Source organism: Desulfobulbus sp., from assembly GCF_031547805.1.
Lineage (GTDB): Bacteria > Desulfobacterota > Desulfobulbia > Desulfobulbales > Desulfobulbaceae > Desulfobulbus.
Genome location: NZ_JAVBRQ010000028.1, coordinates 1 through 16,075 on the forward strand (window position 1 = coordinate 1; position 16,075 = coordinate 16,075).

The window sequence follows — 16,075 nt, forward strand, 5'->3', positions numbered from 1 at the left end:
GAGATGGTCATGCCCGGTGACAATATTCACATCACCGGAGAGCTGATCACCCCGATCGCGATGGAGGCTGGTCTTCGTTTTGCGATTCGCGAAGGTGGACGCACCGTTGGCGCTGGCGTTATCAGCGATATTATCGAATAAGAGGAGTTCTGATGATTCCCACGGATAAAATTCGTATCAGACTGAAGGGATACGATCATAAGCTGCTTGATCTTTCTACCAAGGAAATTGTTGATACTGCCAGACGGACTGGTGCAACTATTGTTGGACCTATTCCGTTACCGACCAGCATTAATAAATATACTGTCTTGAGATCTCCGCATGTTGACAAGAAATCTCGCGAGCAGTTTGAAATGCGTACCCATCGCCGTTTGCTGGACATTTTAGAACCAACCCAGCAAACGATTGATTCGCTTATGAAACTTGAACTCTCGGCAGGTGTCGATGTGGAGATCAAGCTTCCTTAAGGATGTTCGGATAAAGAACGCAGCTTGCGCTTTTGACATAGCAACATCCAAGTGACTAAGAACTGAATTCAGGTAGACAAATGCCGAAGACAAAAGGAATATTAGGGCGTAAGGTTGGCATGACCCGTGTGTATGACGAAAATGGTCGGTCCATACCTGTTACCGTCATTGAGGCCGGACCCTGCACGATACTGCAGAAAAAGACCGTTAATAAGGAAGGCTACAATGCTATTCAAGTTGGCTTCATTGAAAAAAATGAGTCACGTTTGAATAAGCCTGAAGCAGGTCATTTTAAGCGATCCGGTGGCAAGGGATATTATCATATTAAAGAATTCAGAGTTTCGGACCCTGAATCTTATGAAGTCGGGCAACAGGTTACCCTAACCGATGTATTCTCGATTGGCGATCTTGTCGATGTCTCGGGAAAGAGCAAGGGGCGCGGGTTCCAAGGTGTTATCAAGCGCCACGGTTTTGCCGGCGGTCGCAAGACACATGGTTCCAATTTTCATCGCGCACCCGGATCAATAGGATGTAGTGCTTGGCCTTCAAGGGTGCTTAAGGGAAAGCGGTTGCCAGGCCGCATGGGCAACGACTTGGTCACTCAAAAAAATTTGAGAGTGATCGATATCAGGACCGAGGAAAACGTTCTGCTTGTCCATGGCACAACACCTGGGGCTAAGAACGGCATTCTGAATATTTATTCAAAAGCGTAATCGCCAAAACTGCTTTTAAGGAGATTCTCATGGCAGTTTGTGATGTCTTAAATACTCGAGCTGAAAAAGTTGGCGAAATCGAACTGAACGACCTGCTCTTTGGCGTAGAGGTGAATACTGGAATTTTGCACGAAGTAGTTTGTATGCAGCGTGCAAATCGTCGAAGCGGAAATGCCTGCACAAAGACACGTGGTGAAGTGAGTGGTGGCGGTGCAAAACCTTGGCGGCAAAAGGGTACCGGCCGTGCTCGCTCGGGAAGTAGGACTTCACCTCTTTGGCGAGGTGGTGGCACTGTTTTTGGGCCGAAACCTCGTGATTACAGTTATACAATGCCCAAAAAGGTTAAGAGACTTGCGCTGAAAATGGCGATGAGTGCTCGGCATCAAGAAGGAAATCTTGTGATTGTAGATGCTTTCGAATTGCAACAGGTCAAGACAAAAGACTTTGTTGGCATCATGAAAAATTTCCAGTTTGAAAATTGCTTGATCATCACTGGCGATGTTGATGAAAAAGTCTCTTTGTCTGCCCGAAACGTAGTCGGTTTCAAGGTGTTACCTGTTGCGGGACTCAACGTCTACGATATTTTAAAACATTCCAAGCTAATGTTGGTACAGACAAGTCTTGCAAAAATAGAAGAGAGGCTGATGGCATGAAAGCGATATACGATATTATTAAAAGCCCTTGTTTGACCGAGAAAGGTAATTTTTTGCAGGAAGCGCAAAACAAGGTCGTTTTCAAAGTTGATGGCCAGGCAAACAAAATTGAGATAAAAAAAGCTGTTGAAAAACTTTTCAATGTGAAAGTGTCTAAAGTGACAACAGCTAACATGACTGGCAAACAAAAACGTGTAGGGGCTAAATCCATTGGTAGGACTAGTGATTGGAAAAAAGCTTATATAACACTTGCAGAAGGAAAAATTAATTTCCTTGATGAGCTTTGATCTAGTTTGAACTGATTTAAATCTGCCGAGATTAGATTATAGGAATTGCAATGTCTATAAAAATCCACAAGCCGACATCACCCGGGAAGCGCCATCACGTATCGGTTCATCAAGACTATTTGTCAGATAAAGAACCGGAAAAAGCGCTCATCGCTACTTTGCAGAAAACCGGCGGTCGCAATGCCTACGGTAGAGTTACTGCACGACACAAAGGGGGCGGTCATAAGCGCAAATACAGAATTATTGATTGGAAGCGGAACAAGGCTGATATTCCAGCCAAGGTTACTGCCATAGAATATGACCCCAACCGTTCGGCTAATCTTGCTTTGCTGACCTATGCCGACGGGGAGAAGACATACATATTGGCTCCAAACGGATTGGCCGTCGGTGATACGGTTGTCTCCGGGGCAGGAGTGGATATCAAGTTGGGTAATTGCCTCCCCATGATCAATATTCCTTTGGGTACGGTAATCCACAACATTGAAATGAAGATTGGAAAGGGTGCTCAGTTGGTGCGATCTGCCGGAACTGCAGCTCAGTTAATGGCAAAAGACGGCAATCAGGTGCTTGTGAAGTTGCCATCTGGCGAGGTCCGCCGTTTTCACAAAGATTGCAGGGCATGTATTGGCCAGGTCGGCAACTCGGAACACGGAAGCCAAAAGCTCGGAAAAGCAGGCCGGTCCCGGTGGAAGGGGATTCGCCCCTCTGTGCGTGGCGTGGCGATGAACCCTGTTGACCATCCTATGGGTGGTGGCGAAGGTAAAAGCTCCGGTGGACGTCATCCTTGCTCGCCTTGGGGTATGCCGACCAAGGGATATAAAACAAGGAAACCTAAGACTTCCGATCGTGATATTGTCAACAAGCGGAGCTAGTGAAAGGAGAAGATTATGGCCAGGTCAATTAAGAAAGGTCCATTTGTCGATGATCATCTGATGAAGAAGGTCGAGCAAGCTCAGGAAACAGGGTCGCGTAAAGTTATTAAGACTTGGTCTCGTCGTTCTGATATTTTGCCTGAAATGGTTGGATTGACTTTTGCTGTGCACAATGGCAATAAGTTTATTCCCGTCTATGTAACGGAAAATATGGTTGGTCATAAATTAGGCGAATTTTCACCGACACGGACCTATTATGGTCATGCTTCGGATAAAAAAGGTAAATAAGCCTGCTTGATTTTACTGTGAGTCACTTTCAGGAGTGAAATGATGGAGACGAAAGCCGTCGCAAAATACATTCGCATTTCTCCCCAAAAAGCACGTTTGATTGCAGACGTCGTCCGAGGAATGAATGCTGAAAAAGCGGTAACCACTTTGCGTTTTATGCCTAAAAAGGCAGCCAGGATGATTCGGAAAGTACTTGAGTCAGCTGTTGCAAATGCCGACCAGATGGAATCGGTGGATGTTGACACTCTTTACGTTAAAGAGATTACTGTGGATGGCGGACCGATGCTCAAGCGCTTCAGTCCACGAGCTCAAGGTCGCGCTACACGAATTCTTAAGCGCACTAGTCACATTACTGTTGTTGTTGCCGAAGCCTAGCCTGTCACGCTGAATATTTCGAGATTAACTGTAGAGGGAACGGAGGAACATCTTGGGACAAAAAGTTAATCCCATCGGACTGCGCATCAACATTACGCGATCTTGGGAATCCATCTGGTATGCTGACAAGGAATATGCCAAGAATTTGCATCAGGACCAACTTATTCGGAAATTCCTGAAACAAAGGTTATACCACGCCGGTGTTTCGAGGATTGTGATTGAACGGACAGGCGATAAAGTTAAAATCAAGCTTTTTACTGCTCGACCTGGAATTGTTATTGGCAAAAAAGGCACTGAGATTGAAGGATTAAAAAAGGAACTCGAACAAAAATTTAATCGTTTTTGTTTTATTGATATTCAAGAGGTCCGCCGTCCTGAAGCAGACGCTCAGTTAGTTGCCGAAAATATCGCGACTCAACTTGAAAGGCGTATTGCTTTTCGCCGGGCAATGAAAAAATCTATTAATTCGGCGCTTCGTTTTGGGGTCCAGGGGATAAAAATTTCTTGCTCTGGTCGTTTGGGAGGTGCCGAGATGTCACGAACCGAGTGGTTTAAAGAAGGGCGAGTTCCTTTGCATACTCTTCGAGCTGATATCGATTACGGAACCGCAGAAGCAAAAACTACTTATGGAATTATTGGCGTCAAAGTTTGGATTTTTAAGGGTGAGATTCTCTCTGACACCACGCCGATTGCTGAACAAATTTCGCAAACAAATTGATCTGCTGTTGTGCAGTCTTATTGGGCGAAGCCTATAGGAGCTCAAAATCATGTTAAGTCCTCGCAAAGTTAAGCATAGAAAGCAATTCAAAGGAAGAATGCGCGGAGCAGCCTATTGCGGTTCTGATCTGGCCTTTGGAGATTTTGCCCTGAAAGCTTTAGGGTGCGGGCGGATGACTTCCCAGCAAATAGAAGCTGCTCGAATTGCTATCAACCGTAAGGTTAAACGTGGTGGGCAGCTTTGGATACGGATTTTTCCCGACAAACCAATTACCAAAAAACCTGCCGAAACCCGTATGGGAAAAGGAAAGGGATCTCCCGAATATTGGGTTGCAACAATTCGTCCGGGAAGAATTTTGTATGAAATCAAAGGAGTACCCGAAGAATTGGCCCTTGAAGCACTGAAATTGGCAAGTTTTAAGTTGCCTTTTCCAACCACAGTCATCAGCAAGAGTAATTCGATATGAAAGTTAAAGAACTTAGATCTCTTTCTGTTGAGGATCTTTTGAAAAAAAATGCTGAATTGCGTGAAGATCTCTTTAAATTGCGTTTTCAGCATGGTATTCGTCGGCTTGAAAATCCTGCCAAGCTTAGCTTGTTGCGAAAGGATATAGCTCGCATTCAAACCTTGCTAGCCGATAATAAAAATAAATAGTTGCCTAACTTCAATCATTGTTCTTGGATGAAAAAATGAGCGAACAAGTAAAGAAAACACGACAAGGCTTTGTTGTCAGTAATAAGATGGATAAGAGCGTTGTCGTGGTTGTCGAACGAAAGATACCGCATAAACTTTACGGGAAATATATTCGACGACAGGTAAGATATATGGCTCATGACGCCACGAACCAATGTCAGATTGGTGATTTGGTTCTAATAGAAGAATGCCGTCCATTATCAAAAAGAAAAAGATGGCTTGTGCGTAACATTATTGAACGCGCCGCTTAATGTGGCTTATGAACAAACGAACTGCTTAAGTGTCGATTCGAGTCGATAATCGGGTGAGGTCATGATCCAGACAGAAACTGTTTTAAATGTTGCCGATAACTCCGGTGCCAAAAAAGTGCTCTGCATTCGAGTCTTGGGAGGAACCAGGAAGCGGTACGCCAGTATTGGTGACATTATCGTTGTCACTGTTAAAGAAGCGATACCACACGCCAAGGTGAAAAAAGGCGACGTACTGAACGCTGTAGTTGTTCGTACCGTTAAGTCGATCAAGCGCCCCGAGGATACAAGCGTTAAATTTGACGAGAATGCTGCAGTTTTACTGGCGAATAACGGTGAACCTATAGGTACACGCATCTTTGGACCAATTGCAAGAGAACTTCGTTCTCTTGGATTTATGAAAATTATATCCCTTGCTCCAGAAGTACTTTAACTGAAATTTAATCATCAGAGCGATTGAGGACATATAATAATGCGTCAGGGACACACGAGCTTGCGGGTAAACGATAAGGTCGAAGTAATTGCCGGCAAGGACAAAGGAAGAGTGGGAAAAGTTTTACGCATCGACAAGGACAAGAGTCGTGTAGTTGTCGAGCGTATTAACATGATAAAAAAACACCAAAAAGCAACCGCTTCACAAGCCGGACAAATTATTGAAAAAGAAGCATCTATACATCTTTCAAATGTAATGCTTGTTTGTCCTGAATGTGCTGAAACAGTAAGAATTGGAATAAAATTACTGGAAGACGGAACAAAAGTTCGTGTGTGTAAAAAGTGCCAAGCAACAATTGCAACTGCAAGCAAATAGTTTTGTTTGTTTACGGAGTACATAATGGCCACGCTTAAAGAACAGTACGAAAAAGAGTTGAAAGAATCCCTTCAAAAGCAATTGGGTATAGCCAATGTCATGGATATACCTAAAATTGAAAAAATTGTTTTGAATATGGGCCTAGGGGATGCGGTTCAAAATCCTAAAGTTGTTGAGAAGGCGGCACAAGAGCTTACGTTAATAGCTGGCCAAAAAGCAGTGGTGACCAAAGCAAAAAAGTCTATCGCTACTTTTAAATTACGTGCTGGCATGCCAATAGGTGCTCGTGTCACGCTTCGCAAGGAAAGGATGTATGATTTTCTTTCCAAGCTTATAAATATTGCCTTGCCAAGAGTTCGTGACTTTCGAGGTGTATCTCCGAAGGGCTTTGACGGTAAAGGAAATTTTTCCATGGGTGTCACTGAACATATTATTTTTCCGGAGATCGATTATGACAAAATTGATCAAATCCGCGGATTGAATGTCACCATTGTCACATCGGCAAAAAACGATGATGGGGCCAAAGCGTTATTGGATGCTATCGGCATGCCATTCAGAAAGAAATAATATCCGTAGAGTTATCTACTTTTGAGGAGGAATCTGTGGCAAAAAAATCACTCATTGCCAAGGCGAGTCGTAAACCCAAGTTTTCTGTACGCGCATACAACCGTTGTCCACTGTGCGGGCGGGCTCGTGCTTATTTCCGCAAATTTGGATTGTGTAGATTATGTTTCCGCAAACTCGCTTCCCAAGGCGAGATAACCGGCGTCACCAAATCGAGTTGGTAAAGCTTGATCGTTGTGAGTAACCAGTAGTTAATCCAAGCAAGAGGAACGTTCAATGTCCATGAGTGATCCGTTAGCAGACATGCTGACAAGAATACGGAATGCCACAAAATCTCGTTTCCGCACCGTTGAAATGCCCCTTTCGAAGTTGAAAGTGAGTGTCGCCAGCGTTCTGAAGAGTGAAGGATTTATTGAGGAATACCACATCATTGATGATGGACCTCAAGGTACATTGAAAATCGATCTGAAATATGGGTCTAATAATGAGCGTGTAATTAGTGGTGTGCGCCGGGTGAGTAAACCGGGGCACCGTCAATACAAGCCAAGCGACCGGATTCCGAAAGTTATGAGCGGTCTTGGTATCGCCATTCTAACTACTTCCCAAGGCGTCATTACAGACAAGCAAGCACGTCAGTTGAATGTGGGTGGCGAAGTGCTGTGTGAAGTCTGGTGAGATACGATTGCATTTTGTGAAAGGAGAACAGCATGTCCAGAATCGGTAAACAACCGATACCAGTTCCTAATGGTGTCAAGGTTGAGATACAGGGGACAAGTATCAAAATTTCGGGGAGCAAGGGTGTCCTTGAGCGTTCTGTCCGGCCTGAGATCGAGATCAAGATGGAGGATAACCATCTCGTTTGTACGCCTAAGGGTACGAGTAAACGTGTGATGGCTTTTTGGGGGATGACTCGTTCGCTTGTGAGCAACATGGTTACCGGAGTCAACCAAGGGTTTTCCAAAAAATTGATGGTTGAAGGCGTTGGCTACCGAGCAAGCGTCGCTGACCGAACACTGTCCTTGAATGTCGGCTATTCCAGTGCGGTTGATTATGTTTTGCCCGAAGGTGTCTCTGCCACTGTGGACAAAGATAATTCGATCACCTTGCAAGGAATTGATAAAGAGCTCATCGGATTGACGGCTGCGCAAATTAGAGGCATTCGCAAGCCTGAGCCATATAAAGGCAAGGGTATTCGTTACGAAAATGAACACATCGTCCGCAAGATTGGTAAAGCTGGCGGTAAAAAATAACTTTACACTAGTGGTCAATTAGAATGGCTAAGACAAATCCAAAAGTTACAGCACGGAAAAAGCGAATTCAAAGAATTCGCGTTAAAATCTTTGGAACTGCTGAACGGCCTCGGATGAGTGTGTATCGGAGCAATAGGCACATTTATGTGCAACTTATAGATGACGCTCAAGGGCGAACTTTGGCTGCCTTGTCTACCGATGACAAGGCTTTTGATAGCAGTGAGTTGAACAGTAAATGTGAAAGAGCCAAAAAAATTGGTCTGCTCATAGCTGCAAAAGCCAAAGCTGCTGGAATCGATAAAGTTGTCTTTGATCGCAGTGGCTATTTGTATCATGGCAGAGTCAAGGCGCTATCGGATGGTGCTCGCGAAGGTGGGCTGGAATTCTAGCAGGCATTGTTCTTCTTTCATCGATTAGATAACCGAACGGGGGTGTTTCTTGGCTGAGTTTAAGCGAGCAAAGGAAGGAGTTCAGGAAGAACTCGTTGAAAAAATAGTATATATCAACCGAGTTGCCAAGGTTGTTAAAGGCGGTCGCCGTTTTAGTTTCAGTGCCATCGTTGTTGTTGGCGATGGGAACGGCAAGGTAGGCTATGGTTTGGGTAAGGCAAACCAAGTCCCTGAAGCAATTCGGAAAGGAATAGAACAGGCGCGTAAAGACATGCAGAATGTCTCGTTAACCGATGTGTCTATTCCTCATGATATAATCGGAAAGTTTAAGTCGGGAAGTGTTATGTTGAAACCGGCTTCTGACGGAACTGGCGTGATTGCCGGTGGAGCTGTTCGTGCGGTCCTTGAAGCAGCTGGAGTACAGAATATTTTGACCAAGTGCCTTGGTTCAAATAATCCGCACAATTTGGTAAAGGCAACTTTAGACGGCTTGAGAAAATTGAGAACCGCCGAGCAGATTGCAAAGTTACGCAACCAGAAAGTAGATGAATTGGTTGCGTAACATCTCATACGGGAAGAACTTGCCATGAAGGATACAGTCACATATTCGCAAATCAAAAGCTATATAGGCAGCACTCAAACTATCCGTTCAACTCTCATTGGACTCGGGCTCACGAAAATGCATAAAACTGTGACCCGAAAAAATACACCTGAGTTGCGCGGGATGTTGTCCAAGGTTCTGCACCTTGTCAAAATTGAGGAGTAACACATGCTCACATTAAATAATCTTGCACCAAGTGAAGGGGCTCGAAAAGCCAAGAAACGGGTTGGCCGAGGCCCAGGTAGCGGCAGTGGCAAAACGGCGGCACGTGGTCATAAGGGTGCCAGGGCACGGTCAGGTTACAGTGCCCGGGCTGGCTTTGAAGGCGGCCAGATGCCGTTGCATCGGCGGCTCCCCAAAAGAGGCTTCAACAATATTTTTAAAAAAATTTGCACCTTGATTTCTTTGGATCAGCTTAACGCTTTTGATGCTGGTACTGTTGTCGATTACGAAACATTGGTAGCCGCTGGATATGTAAAAAAAGCGGGTCCGGTCAAGGTGCTGGCCAACGGAGAGATCAGCAAGGCTCTCAAAGTACGAGTTGAAAAGGTGAGTCAAGGTGCCAAAGATAAAATCATCGCCGCTGGTGGTTCGGTCGAGGAGTAACGGATGAGCGGTCTTTTCAGCGCAGCCAGCATACCGGAATTACGCAAGAGAGTGATTTTCACTCTCTTGATGCTTTTGGTCTATAGAATGGGAGTGCAAATTCCCACACCCGGTATCAATGGTGATGCTCTTGCTGCTTTTTTTGAAAAAAATGCAAGCACACTATTTGGCATGTTTAATATGTTTTCCGGTGGTGCGCTGGAAAATTTTTCCATTTTTGCATTGGGAATCATGCCGTATATTTCGGCATCGATTATTATTCAATTATTGACCGTTGTTGTACCGCAACTGGAGGCTCTTTCCAAAGAAGGTGAAGCGGGCAAAAGAACCATTACCAAATACACTCGGTATGGAACGGTTGTTCTTTCCGTGATTCAGGGTTTTTTTATTGCGACTGGTCTGGAAAATATGACAAGTCCCAATGGTGTGCCTATCGTTATTGATCCGAGTTTGCAGTTTCGGCTGATGACTGTACTTACGCTCACATCTGGCACAGCCTTTATTATGTGGCTCGGTGAGCAAATGACAGAACGTGGTATTGGCAACGGCATTTCAATGATTATTTTTTCCGGCATTGTCGCCCGGATGCCTGCTGCGGTAGCCAATACGGTTGAGTTAATTAAATCAGGTGAGTTGTCACTGATTTTCTTGCCAATTATTGTGGCAATGATGTTTTTAGTGGTTGGTTTTATCATTTTTGTCGAGACATCGCAAAGACGTATCCCTATTCAATATGCGAAAAGAGTTGTAGGTCGGCGTGTATATGGTGGCCAATCTTCTCATTTGCCGCTAAAAATTAATGTGTCCGGCGTTATTCCCCCAATTTTTGCGTCATCAATCATGATGTTTCCCGCAACCATTGGTTCGTTTATTCATGTTGATTGGGTGCAACAATTTTCAGCGGCATTGTCGCCTGGAACCGTATACTACTACCTCATGTATGTGGGCATGATTGTTTTCTTTTGTTTTTTCTATACTGCTGTCACATTCAAACCAGATGATGTTGCTGAAAATTTAAAAAAGAACGGTGGTTTCATTCCTGGCATAAGACCTGGAAAAAAGACTGCGGAATTTCTTGATCATGCCCTTGTTAGACTTACTGTTGTCGGTGCTGTCTATTTAAGTGCAGTTTGCGTTATGCCAACATTGCTCATTCAGCAACTTAATGTACCTTTTTATTTTGGTGGTACAGCCTTGCTTATTGTCGTTGGTGTTGCCATTGATACCATTGCCCAGATTGAATCCCATTTAGTCATGCGTAATTACGATGGATTCATGAAATCCGGACGTATTAAAGGAAGGCATTGATCTGTCGTGGGGCACAATCGACCTGAGCAAGCGATAACAATTAAAACTCCTGAAGAAATAGAAATTCTTTTTCAGGCCAATCAGATTGTTGCTGGAGTCCTTGAACTTTTAAAGACAAAGGTCTTGGAAGGGATATCTACCTACGATTTGGATCGTCTTGCTGAAACATTTTGCTGTGATCATGGTGCGCAACCAGCGTTTAAAAACTACAAGGGGTTTCCCGCAAGTTTATGCGCATCGGTGAATGAGGAAGTAGTTCACGGAATTCCTTCAAAAAAGAAGATTCTTCGATCGGGTGATATTATTTCCCTTGATTTTGGTGTTTATTATCAAGGGTTTTATGGTGATGCCGCAATCACCGTTGCGGTGGAAAATGTCGTACCAGAAGTTTCGCTTTTGATGGAGATAACGGAGGCGGCGCTTTTGAAAGGTATCGAGCAGGCCAGAATTGGCAACAGAATTTCCGATATCTCCCGTGCGATTCAGGACCATGTTGAGTTGCATGGCTTTTCGGTGGTCCGGCAATTTGTTGGCCATGGTATAGGCTCCAGCCTTCATGAGCCCCCTGAAATTCCAAATTTTTATCAGCAGCGGCAAGCATCGCCAAGAATTGTTGAGGGCATGGTATTGGCCATTGAGCCTATGGTCAATTTGGGAGGGGCAAAGGTTAAAATTCTACATGACCAATGGACGGTGGTCACGGCCGACCGAAAACCTTCTGCCCATTTTGAACACTCAGTAGCTATTTGTTCCCAGGGCCCAAGAGTTCTCAGTCAGAAGCCTTCGGTGTGAGCTTTGTGGGTGGCAATTAAAAATGCTTGAAAAAACATTCTTAATTCGATATTAGTAAAAGCTTCGTTTGATTGACTAGGAGTAGCAGAGATTTATGGCAAAAGAAGAGGCCATTGAAGTTGAGGGGACTATCATCGAACCCCTGCCCAATGCCATGTTTCAGGTTGAACTAGACAATGGACACAAGGTATTGGCTCATATTTCCGGCAAGATGCGTATGCATTACATAAAGATTTTGCCGGGTGATAGAGTAACGGTCGAGCTTTCTCCTTACGATTTGACACGAGGAAGAGTGACTTTCCGGGCAAAAGGCGGAAAAGGCAAGAGCAAATAATATAGTTAGAGGCGTTCTTATGAAGGTTCGGTCATCTGTTAAAAAGATATGCAGCGAATGTAAAATTTTGAAACGAAAGGGCGTCGTTCGAGTCGCTTGTGCGAATAAAAAACATAAACAACGCCAAGGATGAACGGGTCTGTAACTAACCTGAGCAAGTTTCGATAAAGGAGCACGAATTTGGCACGCATAGCTGGTGTGGATTTACCACGCAATAAACACATGGATCGAGCACTGACCTATATTTACGGTATTGGTTTGACAACAGCCCGCCAAATTCTTGATAAGGCAGATCTTCCTTATCAGATGAACAGTGATGATTTAAGTGCTGACGATGTCAATCGGGTTAGAACTATCATCGAAAATGAATATGTCGTGGAAGGTGACAGACGGCGTGAGGTATCCATGGATATTAAACGCCTTATGGACCTGGGTTGTTATCGGGGCCGGAGACACAGAAGAGGGTTGCCTGTCAACGGACAGAGAACAAAGACAAATGCTCGCACTCGGAAAGGTCCTCGCAGAGGGGCAGCTGTTCGGAAAAAATAATTGATGTTTTATTGAACCTTTGCTAGGCGGATCATCAGGAGAAAAAATGGCTAAAGCAGGGAAAGTTAACGTTAAAGTTAAGAGAAAAGACAAAAAGAATGTCCCGGAAGGAATAGTGTTCATCTATTCGACATTTAATAATACTGTTGTCACAATTTCCGACCGCCAAGGGAATACCTTGTCTTGGGCAAGTGCCGGTGTTCTTGGTTTCAAGGGATCGAGAAAGTCGACACCGTTTGCTGCTCAAAACGCTTTAAGCGATGCCGTTGCCAAAGCCAAAGAACACGGACTGCGAAAAGTAGAGGTACGGGTGAAGGGGCCCGGTCCGGGCCGAGAGGCTGCTTTGCGCGCCTTGACGACCGTAGAGCTTGATGTTACCCGCATCGTCGATGTCACTCCGTTGCCGCATAACGGCTGCAAGCCTCCCAAAAGAAGGCGTGTGTAGACTTTCTTTTCATCTGTTATTGACGTCTTGTTGGTGATCCAAGGCAATTATTGGAGGTAAAAGTTGGCTAGATATACAGGCGCATCCTGCAGGCTTTGCAGACGAGAAAATTTGAAGATGTTTCTCAAGGGAGACCGCTGCTATTCGGATAAATGTGCATTCGAGAGACGTTCATTTGCCCCGGGACAGCATGGCCAAAACCGATTCAAAAAGGTTTCGGATTATGCCGTTCAGCTTAGGGAAAAACAAAAAGTCAAGCAAATGTACGGCATGCTAGAGGCTCAATTTCGTCGGTACTTTGAAAAAGCAGATAGGGCAAAGGGTGTTACCGGTGAAATTTTACTCATCATGTTGGAACGTCGATTCGACAATGCGCTTTATCGATCAGGTTTTGCCAGTTCCCGCGATCAGGCCAGACAAATGGTTCGGCATAACCTGTTTACGATCAACGGAAAGAAAGTAAATATACCTTCCTATCAGGTTAATGCTGGCGATATCATTGCTTTAAAAGCTAAAAATCAGAAGAATCCTGTCATCGTTGATAATCTTGAAGGTGCCGTCCGTAGAGGCTTACCCAGTTGGCTGAATCTCGACCAAGCTAAATTTCAATGCGTTGTTACCGCATTGCCGAATCGTGATGAAATAACGATGCCCATTCAGGAACAGCTCATTGTAGAGTTGTATTCCAAGTAACTTTTATTGTTATAGGTATCGCATGCCACATGAAATACGGGATGAAAATCCCTTTTACAATAATTGGCATACTCTCATCGTTCCTGAGAAGCTTGAAGTTGATGAAGGATCGTTGACCAGCCGCTACGGTAAATTTGTCTGCCAACCTTTGGAAAGAGGATTTGCAACTACTATTGGTAATTCTCTTCGCCGGATTATGTTATCTTCGATCAGAGGTGCAGCTATTACCTCGATTCGGCTGGATAACGCATTGCATGAATTCACGACTATTGACGGTGTTCATGAAGATGTTGCTGAGATAATCCTCAATCTCAAACAGGTCCGGCTGAAATTGAATGGACCAGAGGCTCGCACGGTTGTTCTTGAGAAAACCGGACCAGGGAAGGTGTATGCCAGCGATATCAATGGCGGAGCCTATGTCGAAGTCATGAGCCCAGAATTGGTTATTTGTACAATAACCACCGAAACAACTTTTCGAGCTGAGTTGGAAGTGCATTGGGGAAAAGGATATGTTTCAGCCGAGTATAACAAGAAGGAAGGACAACCAATCGGTGTCATCCCTGTAGATTCAGCTTTTTCTCCCATCAAGCGAGTGCAATATGTTGTCAGTCAGTCCCGCGTAGGTCAGCAAACCGACTACGATCGTCTGACCATGGAGATCGAGACAGACGGCAGCGTTGAACCCCAGAATGCATTGGCCTATGCGGCCAAGATTCTGAAAGAACAGATGACAATCTTCATTAATTTCAATGAAGAGATTGCCAAGGCTCCCGATAATGCTGACGGAGACGATGACGGTAAGGCTTATCCGCCCTTTTTGGATAAAAACGTCGAAGATCTCGAGCTGTCGGTTCGGTCAGCCAACTGTTTGAAAAACGCTCAAATCCAGTATATTGGTCAGCTTGTCACCAAAACTGATGCAGAAATGCTCAAGACGAAAAATTTTGGCCGTAAGTCATTAAATGAGATCAAAGCCCTGCTTGCGGAACATAATTTGACCTTGGGAATGAAGTACGACGGTTGGGTAATTCCTGAAAAAAGAGAGGATAGGCCTGAAGAGTAATCTTTTCTTTTTCGCCCGGGATAATTTTTGCTAACGACGAAAGGATAGACCATGAGACATAGAAAAGCTGGCCGTAGACTTGGCCGTACTTCATCGCATCGTGATGCCATGTTGAGGAATATGGTCACTTCGCTTTTGGATCAAGAGCGGATCGTGACCACAGTTGCGAAGGCCAAGGAGGCACGCCGAGTTGCTGAGCAAATGATTACGCTGGGAAAGAAAGGCGATTTGCATGCGCGGCGGCAAGCACTGGCCTACATCCGTTCGAAGAGCGTTGTTGCTAAGCTTTTTGATCAGCTGAGCAGTCAGTATGCCGAACGCCAGGGAGGGTATACCCGTATTATTCGTACCGGAACCCGGATGGGCGATGCCGCACCCATGGCCATTCTAGAATTGGTTGACTATAGCGAGACCTCTGGCGGTACAAAGGCCGAGCCGACGCAGCAGTAAGCGGGTAGCCATTTTCTTTTTGAATGAAGCTGGTACGATGATTTCGTGCCAGCTTTTTTTATCTTTGCACGAATCGCAATGGATTTTGACCATCTTGTGCCCCCTGATCGCACATTGATCGCAAACGGCACCTTTCAGTTTCATTGTCATGCCGCAGTGCCCTGCTATCGCAGCTGTTGCTGCAATGTCGACATACTTTTGTTTCCTTATGACGTCATTTTCCTGAAGAACCGGCTGAACATTTCTTCGGCGGAATTTCTCCAGGCTCATACCCGGCTTTGCGCTGGTAGCCACCCATTTTTTCCAGGATTGCAGTTGAAGATGCTGGAAGATGAGCGACATCCGTGCCCTTTTCTGGCTGAAGCGGGCTGCAGCGTATATACCCATCGTCCTTCTGCCTGCCGCACTTATCCGCTCGAACGTGCGGTAGAACGTCCCGGCAGCGGGCAGCCGCTCCGCATCCATTATTTTCTTACCCATCATCCCTATTGCCAGGGACATTTCGAAGAACGCCGTTACTCGATCAAGCAATGGGAGCGCGACCAGATGCTTGACGAATGCAATCTATACAACGACCTCTGGGCCGAGGTCGACGCGTTCTTCGCCACCAATCCCTGGGCAGGGGAAGGTGCTGCCGGACCGTATCAACAACTGGCGTTCATGGTGTGCTACAACATTGACGATTTCCGTTCGTACGTCGAAAATCACGATCTTGTATCGCGCTTCAGGCTGTCCAAGGAAGACAGGCGCCGAATCGGCAGGGACGATGGCGCCTTGTTGCGCTTTGGTTTTGACTGGCTGGAAACCATTCTTGGCGGCCGAAAAAAATTGGTCCGTTAAACTCGCAAAGTTTTTTTGCTGCGAGCTGAAACAGCAAGCGGTAGGACACTCTTGAAATTCATGATTTAT

General features: G+C 45.2%; 31 protein-coding genes and 1 pseudogene. All 32 read left to right on the forward strand.

What is annotated here, in order from left to right:
• Positions 1–141, forward strand: a pseudogene (tuf, locus tag RMR13_RS09285) (elongation factor Tu); the annotation flags it as partial.
• Positions 142–155: 14 nt separating this feature from the next.
• Positions 156–467, forward strand: coding sequence for a 30S ribosomal protein S10 (gene rpsJ, locus RMR13_RS09290; protein WP_028319801.1), 312 nt, complete (start codon positions 156–158; stop codon positions 465–467).
• 80 nt (positions 468–547) lie between these two features.
• Positions 548–1,180: a 50S ribosomal protein L3 gene (rplC, locus tag RMR13_RS09295; protein ID WP_310600364.1), complete on the forward strand. Its 633-nt coding sequence runs from the start codon at positions 548–550 to the stop codon at positions 1,178–1,180.
• A 29-nt stretch (positions 1,181–1,209) separates the two neighbouring features.
• Positions 1,210–1,833 carry a 50S ribosomal protein L4 gene (rplD, locus tag RMR13_RS09300; RefSeq protein ID WP_310600365.1) on the forward strand — a complete coding sequence of 208 codons (624 nt, stop codon included), beginning with the start codon at positions 1,210–1,212 and terminating at the stop codon, positions 1,831–1,833.
• Entirely contained in the window at positions 1,830–2,120 is a 291-nt protein-coding gene (locus tag RMR13_RS09305) for a 50S ribosomal protein L23 (protein WP_310600366.1), read from the forward strand. The genes rplD and RMR13_RS09305 overlap by 4 nt, the downstream gene beginning before the upstream one ends.
• Positions 2,121–2,170: 50 nt before the next feature.
• On the forward strand, positions 2,171–2,992 hold the full coding sequence (gene rplB, locus RMR13_RS09310) for a 50S ribosomal protein L2 (RefSeq protein WP_310600367.1): 822 nt from the start codon (positions 2,171–2,173) through the stop codon (positions 2,990–2,992).
• Positions 2,993–3,007: 15 nt separating this feature from the next.
• Positions 3,008–3,280, forward strand: a complete 273-nt coding sequence (gene rpsS / locus RMR13_RS09315) for a 30S ribosomal protein S19 (RefSeq protein ID WP_015723513.1) — start codon at positions 3,008–3,010, stop codon at positions 3,278–3,280.
• A gap of 42 nt (positions 3,281–3,322) precedes the next feature.
• Positions 3,323–3,655 (forward strand): 50S ribosomal protein L22, encoded by a 333-nt coding sequence (gene rplV, locus RMR13_RS09320; RefSeq protein ID WP_310600500.1) that lies wholly within the window; start codon positions 3,323–3,325, stop codon positions 3,653–3,655.
• Positions 3,656–3,707: 52 nt separating this feature from the next.
• The gene (rpsC, locus tag RMR13_RS09325; protein WP_310600368.1) at positions 3,708–4,373 is read left to right on the forward strand and encodes a 30S ribosomal protein S3; all 666 of its coding nucleotides are present in this window, start codon (positions 3,708–3,710) and stop codon (positions 4,371–4,373) included.
• Between the two features lie 49 nt (positions 4,374–4,422).
• Positions 4,423–4,839, forward strand: a complete 417-nt coding sequence (gene rplP / locus RMR13_RS09330; RefSeq protein WP_309412091.1) for a 50S ribosomal protein L16 — start codon at positions 4,423–4,425, stop codon at positions 4,837–4,839.
• The gene (gene rpmC / locus RMR13_RS09335; protein WP_310600369.1) at positions 4,836–5,027 is read left to right on the forward strand and encodes a 50S ribosomal protein L29; all 192 of its coding nucleotides are present in this window, start codon (positions 4,836–4,838) and stop codon (positions 5,025–5,027) included. Before rplP ends, rpmC begins: the two co-directional genes overlap by 4 nt.
• 35 nt (positions 5,028–5,062) lie before the next feature.
• Positions 5,063–5,317 carry a 30S ribosomal protein S17 gene (gene rpsQ, locus RMR13_RS09340; protein ID WP_310600370.1) on the forward strand — a complete coding sequence of 85 codons (255 nt, stop codon included), beginning with the start codon at positions 5,063–5,065 and terminating at the stop codon, positions 5,315–5,317.
• 61 nt (positions 5,318–5,378) lie between these two features.
• Complete coding sequence (gene rplN, locus RMR13_RS09345; protein ID WP_028319793.1) at positions 5,379–5,747, forward strand: 50S ribosomal protein L14; 369 nt, start codon at positions 5,379–5,381, stop codon at positions 5,745–5,747.
• Between the two features lie 39 nt (positions 5,748–5,786).
• Positions 5,787–6,122 (forward strand): 50S ribosomal protein L24, encoded by a 336-nt coding sequence (rplX, locus tag RMR13_RS09350; RefSeq protein WP_310600371.1) that lies wholly within the window; start codon positions 5,787–5,789, stop codon positions 6,120–6,122.
• A gap of 24 nt (positions 6,123–6,146) precedes the next feature.
• Positions 6,147–6,689 (forward strand): 50S ribosomal protein L5, encoded by a 543-nt coding sequence (gene rplE / locus RMR13_RS09355; protein ID WP_310600372.1) that lies wholly within the window; start codon positions 6,147–6,149, stop codon positions 6,687–6,689.
• A gap of 35 nt (positions 6,690–6,724) precedes the next feature.
• Complete coding sequence (locus RMR13_RS09360) at positions 6,725–6,910, forward strand: type Z 30S ribosomal protein S14 (protein ID WP_084313010.1); 186 nt, start codon at positions 6,725–6,727, stop codon at positions 6,908–6,910.
• A 52-nt stretch (positions 6,911–6,962) separates the two neighbouring features.
• Positions 6,963–7,361, forward strand: a complete 399-nt coding sequence (rpsH, locus tag RMR13_RS09365) for a 30S ribosomal protein S8 (protein WP_310600373.1) — start codon at positions 6,963–6,965, stop codon at positions 7,359–7,361.
• 32 nt (positions 7,362–7,393) lie between these two features.
• Positions 7,394–7,936, forward strand: coding sequence for a 50S ribosomal protein L6 (gene rplF / locus RMR13_RS09370; RefSeq protein WP_310600374.1), 543 nt, complete (start codon positions 7,394–7,396; stop codon positions 7,934–7,936).
• A gap of 23 nt (positions 7,937–7,959) precedes the next feature.
• Positions 7,960–8,325, forward strand: coding sequence for a 50S ribosomal protein L18 (gene rplR / locus RMR13_RS09375; RefSeq protein ID WP_310600375.1), 366 nt, complete (start codon positions 7,960–7,962; stop codon positions 8,323–8,325).
• Between the two features lie 49 nt (positions 8,326–8,374).
• Positions 8,375–8,887, forward strand: coding sequence for a 30S ribosomal protein S5 (gene rpsE, locus RMR13_RS09380; RefSeq protein ID WP_309412099.1), 513 nt, complete (start codon positions 8,375–8,377; stop codon positions 8,885–8,887).
• 24 nt (positions 8,888–8,911) lie between these two features.
• Positions 8,912–9,091: a 50S ribosomal protein L30 gene (gene rpmD / locus RMR13_RS09385; RefSeq protein WP_310600376.1), complete on the forward strand. Its 180-nt coding sequence runs from the start codon at positions 8,912–8,914 to the stop codon at positions 9,089–9,091.
• 3 nt (positions 9,092–9,094) lie between these two features.
• A complete protein-coding gene (rplO, locus tag RMR13_RS09390) occupies positions 9,095–9,532 on the forward strand; it encodes a 50S ribosomal protein L15 (RefSeq protein WP_310600377.1) in 438 nt (145 codons plus the stop codon).
• A 3-nt stretch (positions 9,533–9,535) separates the two neighbouring features.
• On the forward strand, positions 9,536–10,840 hold the full coding sequence (secY, locus tag RMR13_RS09395; RefSeq protein ID WP_310600378.1) for a preprotein translocase subunit SecY: 1,305 nt from the start codon (positions 9,536–9,538) through the stop codon (positions 10,838–10,840).
• A 6-nt stretch (positions 10,841–10,846) separates the two neighbouring features.
• Positions 10,847–11,632, forward strand: coding sequence for a type I methionyl aminopeptidase (map, locus tag RMR13_RS09400; RefSeq protein WP_310600379.1), 786 nt, complete (start codon positions 10,847–10,849; stop codon positions 11,630–11,632).
• A 94-nt stretch (positions 11,633–11,726) separates the two neighbouring features.
• Positions 11,727–11,966, forward strand: a complete 240-nt coding sequence (gene infA, locus RMR13_RS09405; RefSeq protein WP_310600380.1) for a translation initiation factor IF-1 — start codon at positions 11,727–11,729, stop codon at positions 11,964–11,966.
• A 19-nt stretch (positions 11,967–11,985) separates the two neighbouring features.
• Positions 11,986–12,099 (forward strand): 50S ribosomal protein L36, encoded by a 114-nt coding sequence (gene rpmJ / locus RMR13_RS09410; protein WP_081457946.1) that lies wholly within the window; start codon positions 11,986–11,988, stop codon positions 12,097–12,099.
• A 47-nt stretch (positions 12,100–12,146) separates the two neighbouring features.
• Complete coding sequence (gene rpsM, locus RMR13_RS09415; RefSeq protein ID WP_028319781.1) at positions 12,147–12,515, forward strand: 30S ribosomal protein S13; 369 nt, start codon at positions 12,147–12,149, stop codon at positions 12,513–12,515.
• A gap of 46 nt (positions 12,516–12,561) precedes the next feature.
• Complete coding sequence (rpsK, locus tag RMR13_RS09420) at positions 12,562–12,960, forward strand: 30S ribosomal protein S11 (RefSeq protein WP_309412107.1); 399 nt, start codon at positions 12,562–12,564, stop codon at positions 12,958–12,960.
• Between the two features lie 63 nt (positions 12,961–13,023).
• Complete coding sequence (gene rpsD / locus RMR13_RS09425; RefSeq protein ID WP_310600381.1) at positions 13,024–13,653, forward strand: 30S ribosomal protein S4; 630 nt, start codon at positions 13,024–13,026, stop codon at positions 13,651–13,653.
• Between the two features lie 22 nt (positions 13,654–13,675).
• A complete protein-coding gene (locus RMR13_RS09430) occupies positions 13,676–14,716 on the forward strand; it encodes a DNA-directed RNA polymerase subunit alpha (protein WP_310600382.1) in 1,041 nt (346 codons plus the stop codon).
• A gap of 51 nt (positions 14,717–14,767) precedes the next feature.
• Positions 14,768–15,166: a 50S ribosomal protein L17 gene (gene rplQ, locus RMR13_RS09435; RefSeq protein WP_309412110.1), complete on the forward strand. Its 399-nt coding sequence runs from the start codon at positions 14,768–14,770 to the stop codon at positions 15,164–15,166.
• Between the two features lie 78 nt (positions 15,167–15,244).
• On the forward strand, positions 15,245–16,006 hold the full coding sequence (locus RMR13_RS09440) for a YkgJ family cysteine cluster protein (RefSeq protein ID WP_310600383.1): 762 nt from the start codon (positions 15,245–15,247) through the stop codon (positions 16,004–16,006).
• The last annotated feature ends 69 nt before the right edge of the window (positions 16,007–16,075 follow it).

Bases quoted from the DNA above. Each gene is read 5' to 3' on its own strand.
- rpsH (WP_310600373.1), top strand. From the start codon at position 6,963: ATGTCCATGAGTGATCCGTTAGCAGACATGCTGACAAGAATACGGAAT.
- rpsK (WP_309412107.1), top strand. From the start codon at position 12,562: ATGGCTAAAGCAGGGAAAGTTAACGTTAAAGTTAAGAGAAAAGACAAA.
- secY (WP_310600378.1), top strand. From the start codon at position 9,536: ATGAGCGGTCTTTTCAGCGCAGCCAGCATACCGGAATTACGCAAGAGA.
- rplD (WP_310600365.1), top strand. From the start codon at position 1,210: ATGGCAGTTTGTGATGTCTTAAATACTCGAGCTGAAAAAGTTGGCGAA.
- rplB (WP_310600367.1), top strand. From the start codon at position 2,171: ATGTCTATAAAAATCCACAAGCCGACATCACCCGGGAAGCGCCATCAC.
- rplE (WP_310600372.1), top strand. From the start codon at position 6,147: ATGGCCACGCTTAAAGAACAGTACGAAAAAGAGTTGAAAGAATCCCTT.
- rpmJ (WP_081457946.1), top strand. From the start codon at position 11,986: ATGAAGGTTCGGTCATCTGTTAAAAAGATATGCAGCGAATGTAAAATT.
- rplF (WP_310600374.1), top strand. From the start codon at position 7,394: ATGTCCAGAATCGGTAAACAACCGATACCAGTTCCTAATGGTGTCAAG.
- rpsS (WP_015723513.1), top strand. From the start codon at position 3,008: ATGGCCAGGTCAATTAAGAAAGGTCCATTTGTCGATGATCATCTGATG.
- rplC (WP_310600364.1), top strand. From the start codon at position 548: ATGCCGAAGACAAAAGGAATATTAGGGCGTAAGGTTGGCATGACCCGT.
- rplO (WP_310600377.1), top strand. From the start codon at position 9,095: ATGCTCACATTAAATAATCTTGCACCAAGTGAAGGGGCTCGAAAAGCC.
- rpmD (WP_310600376.1), top strand. From the start codon at position 8,912: ATGAAGGATACAGTCACATATTCGCAAATCAAAAGCTATATAGGCAGC.
- rpmC (WP_310600369.1), top strand. From the start codon at position 4,836: ATGAAAGTTAAAGAACTTAGATCTCTTTCTGTTGAGGATCTTTTGAAA.
- infA (WP_310600380.1), top strand. From the start codon at position 11,727: ATGGCAAAAGAAGAGGCCATTGAAGTTGAGGGGACTATCATCGAACCC.
- rpsQ (WP_310600370.1), top strand. From the start codon at position 5,063: ATGAGCGAACAAGTAAAGAAAACACGACAAGGCTTTGTTGTCAGTAAT.
- RMR13_RS09305 (WP_310600366.1), top strand. From the start codon at position 1,830: ATGAAAGCGATATACGATATTATTAAAAGCCCTTGTTTGACCGAGAAA.
- RMR13_RS09440 (WP_310600383.1), top strand. From the start codon at position 15,245: ATGGATTTTGACCATCTTGTGCCCCCTGATCGCACATTGATCGCAAAC.
- rplX (WP_310600371.1), top strand. From the start codon at position 5,787: ATGCGTCAGGGACACACGAGCTTGCGGGTAAACGATAAGGTCGAAGTA.
- rplR (WP_310600375.1), top strand. From the start codon at position 7,960: ATGGCTAAGACAAATCCAAAAGTTACAGCACGGAAAAAGCGAATTCAA.
- rplQ (WP_309412110.1), top strand. From the start codon at position 14,768: ATGAGACATAGAAAAGCTGGCCGTAGACTTGGCCGTACTTCATCGCAT.
- RMR13_RS09430 (WP_310600382.1), top strand. From the start codon at position 13,676: ATGCCACATGAAATACGGGATGAAAATCCCTTTTACAATAATTGGCAT.
- rplP (WP_309412091.1), top strand. From the start codon at position 4,423: ATGTTAAGTCCTCGCAAAGTTAAGCATAGAAAGCAATTCAAAGGAAGA.
- rplV (WP_310600500.1), top strand. From the start codon at position 3,323: ATGGAGACGAAAGCCGTCGCAAAATACATTCGCATTTCTCCCCAAAAA.
- rplN (WP_028319793.1), top strand. From the start codon at position 5,379: ATGATCCAGACAGAAACTGTTTTAAATGTTGCCGATAACTCCGGTGCC.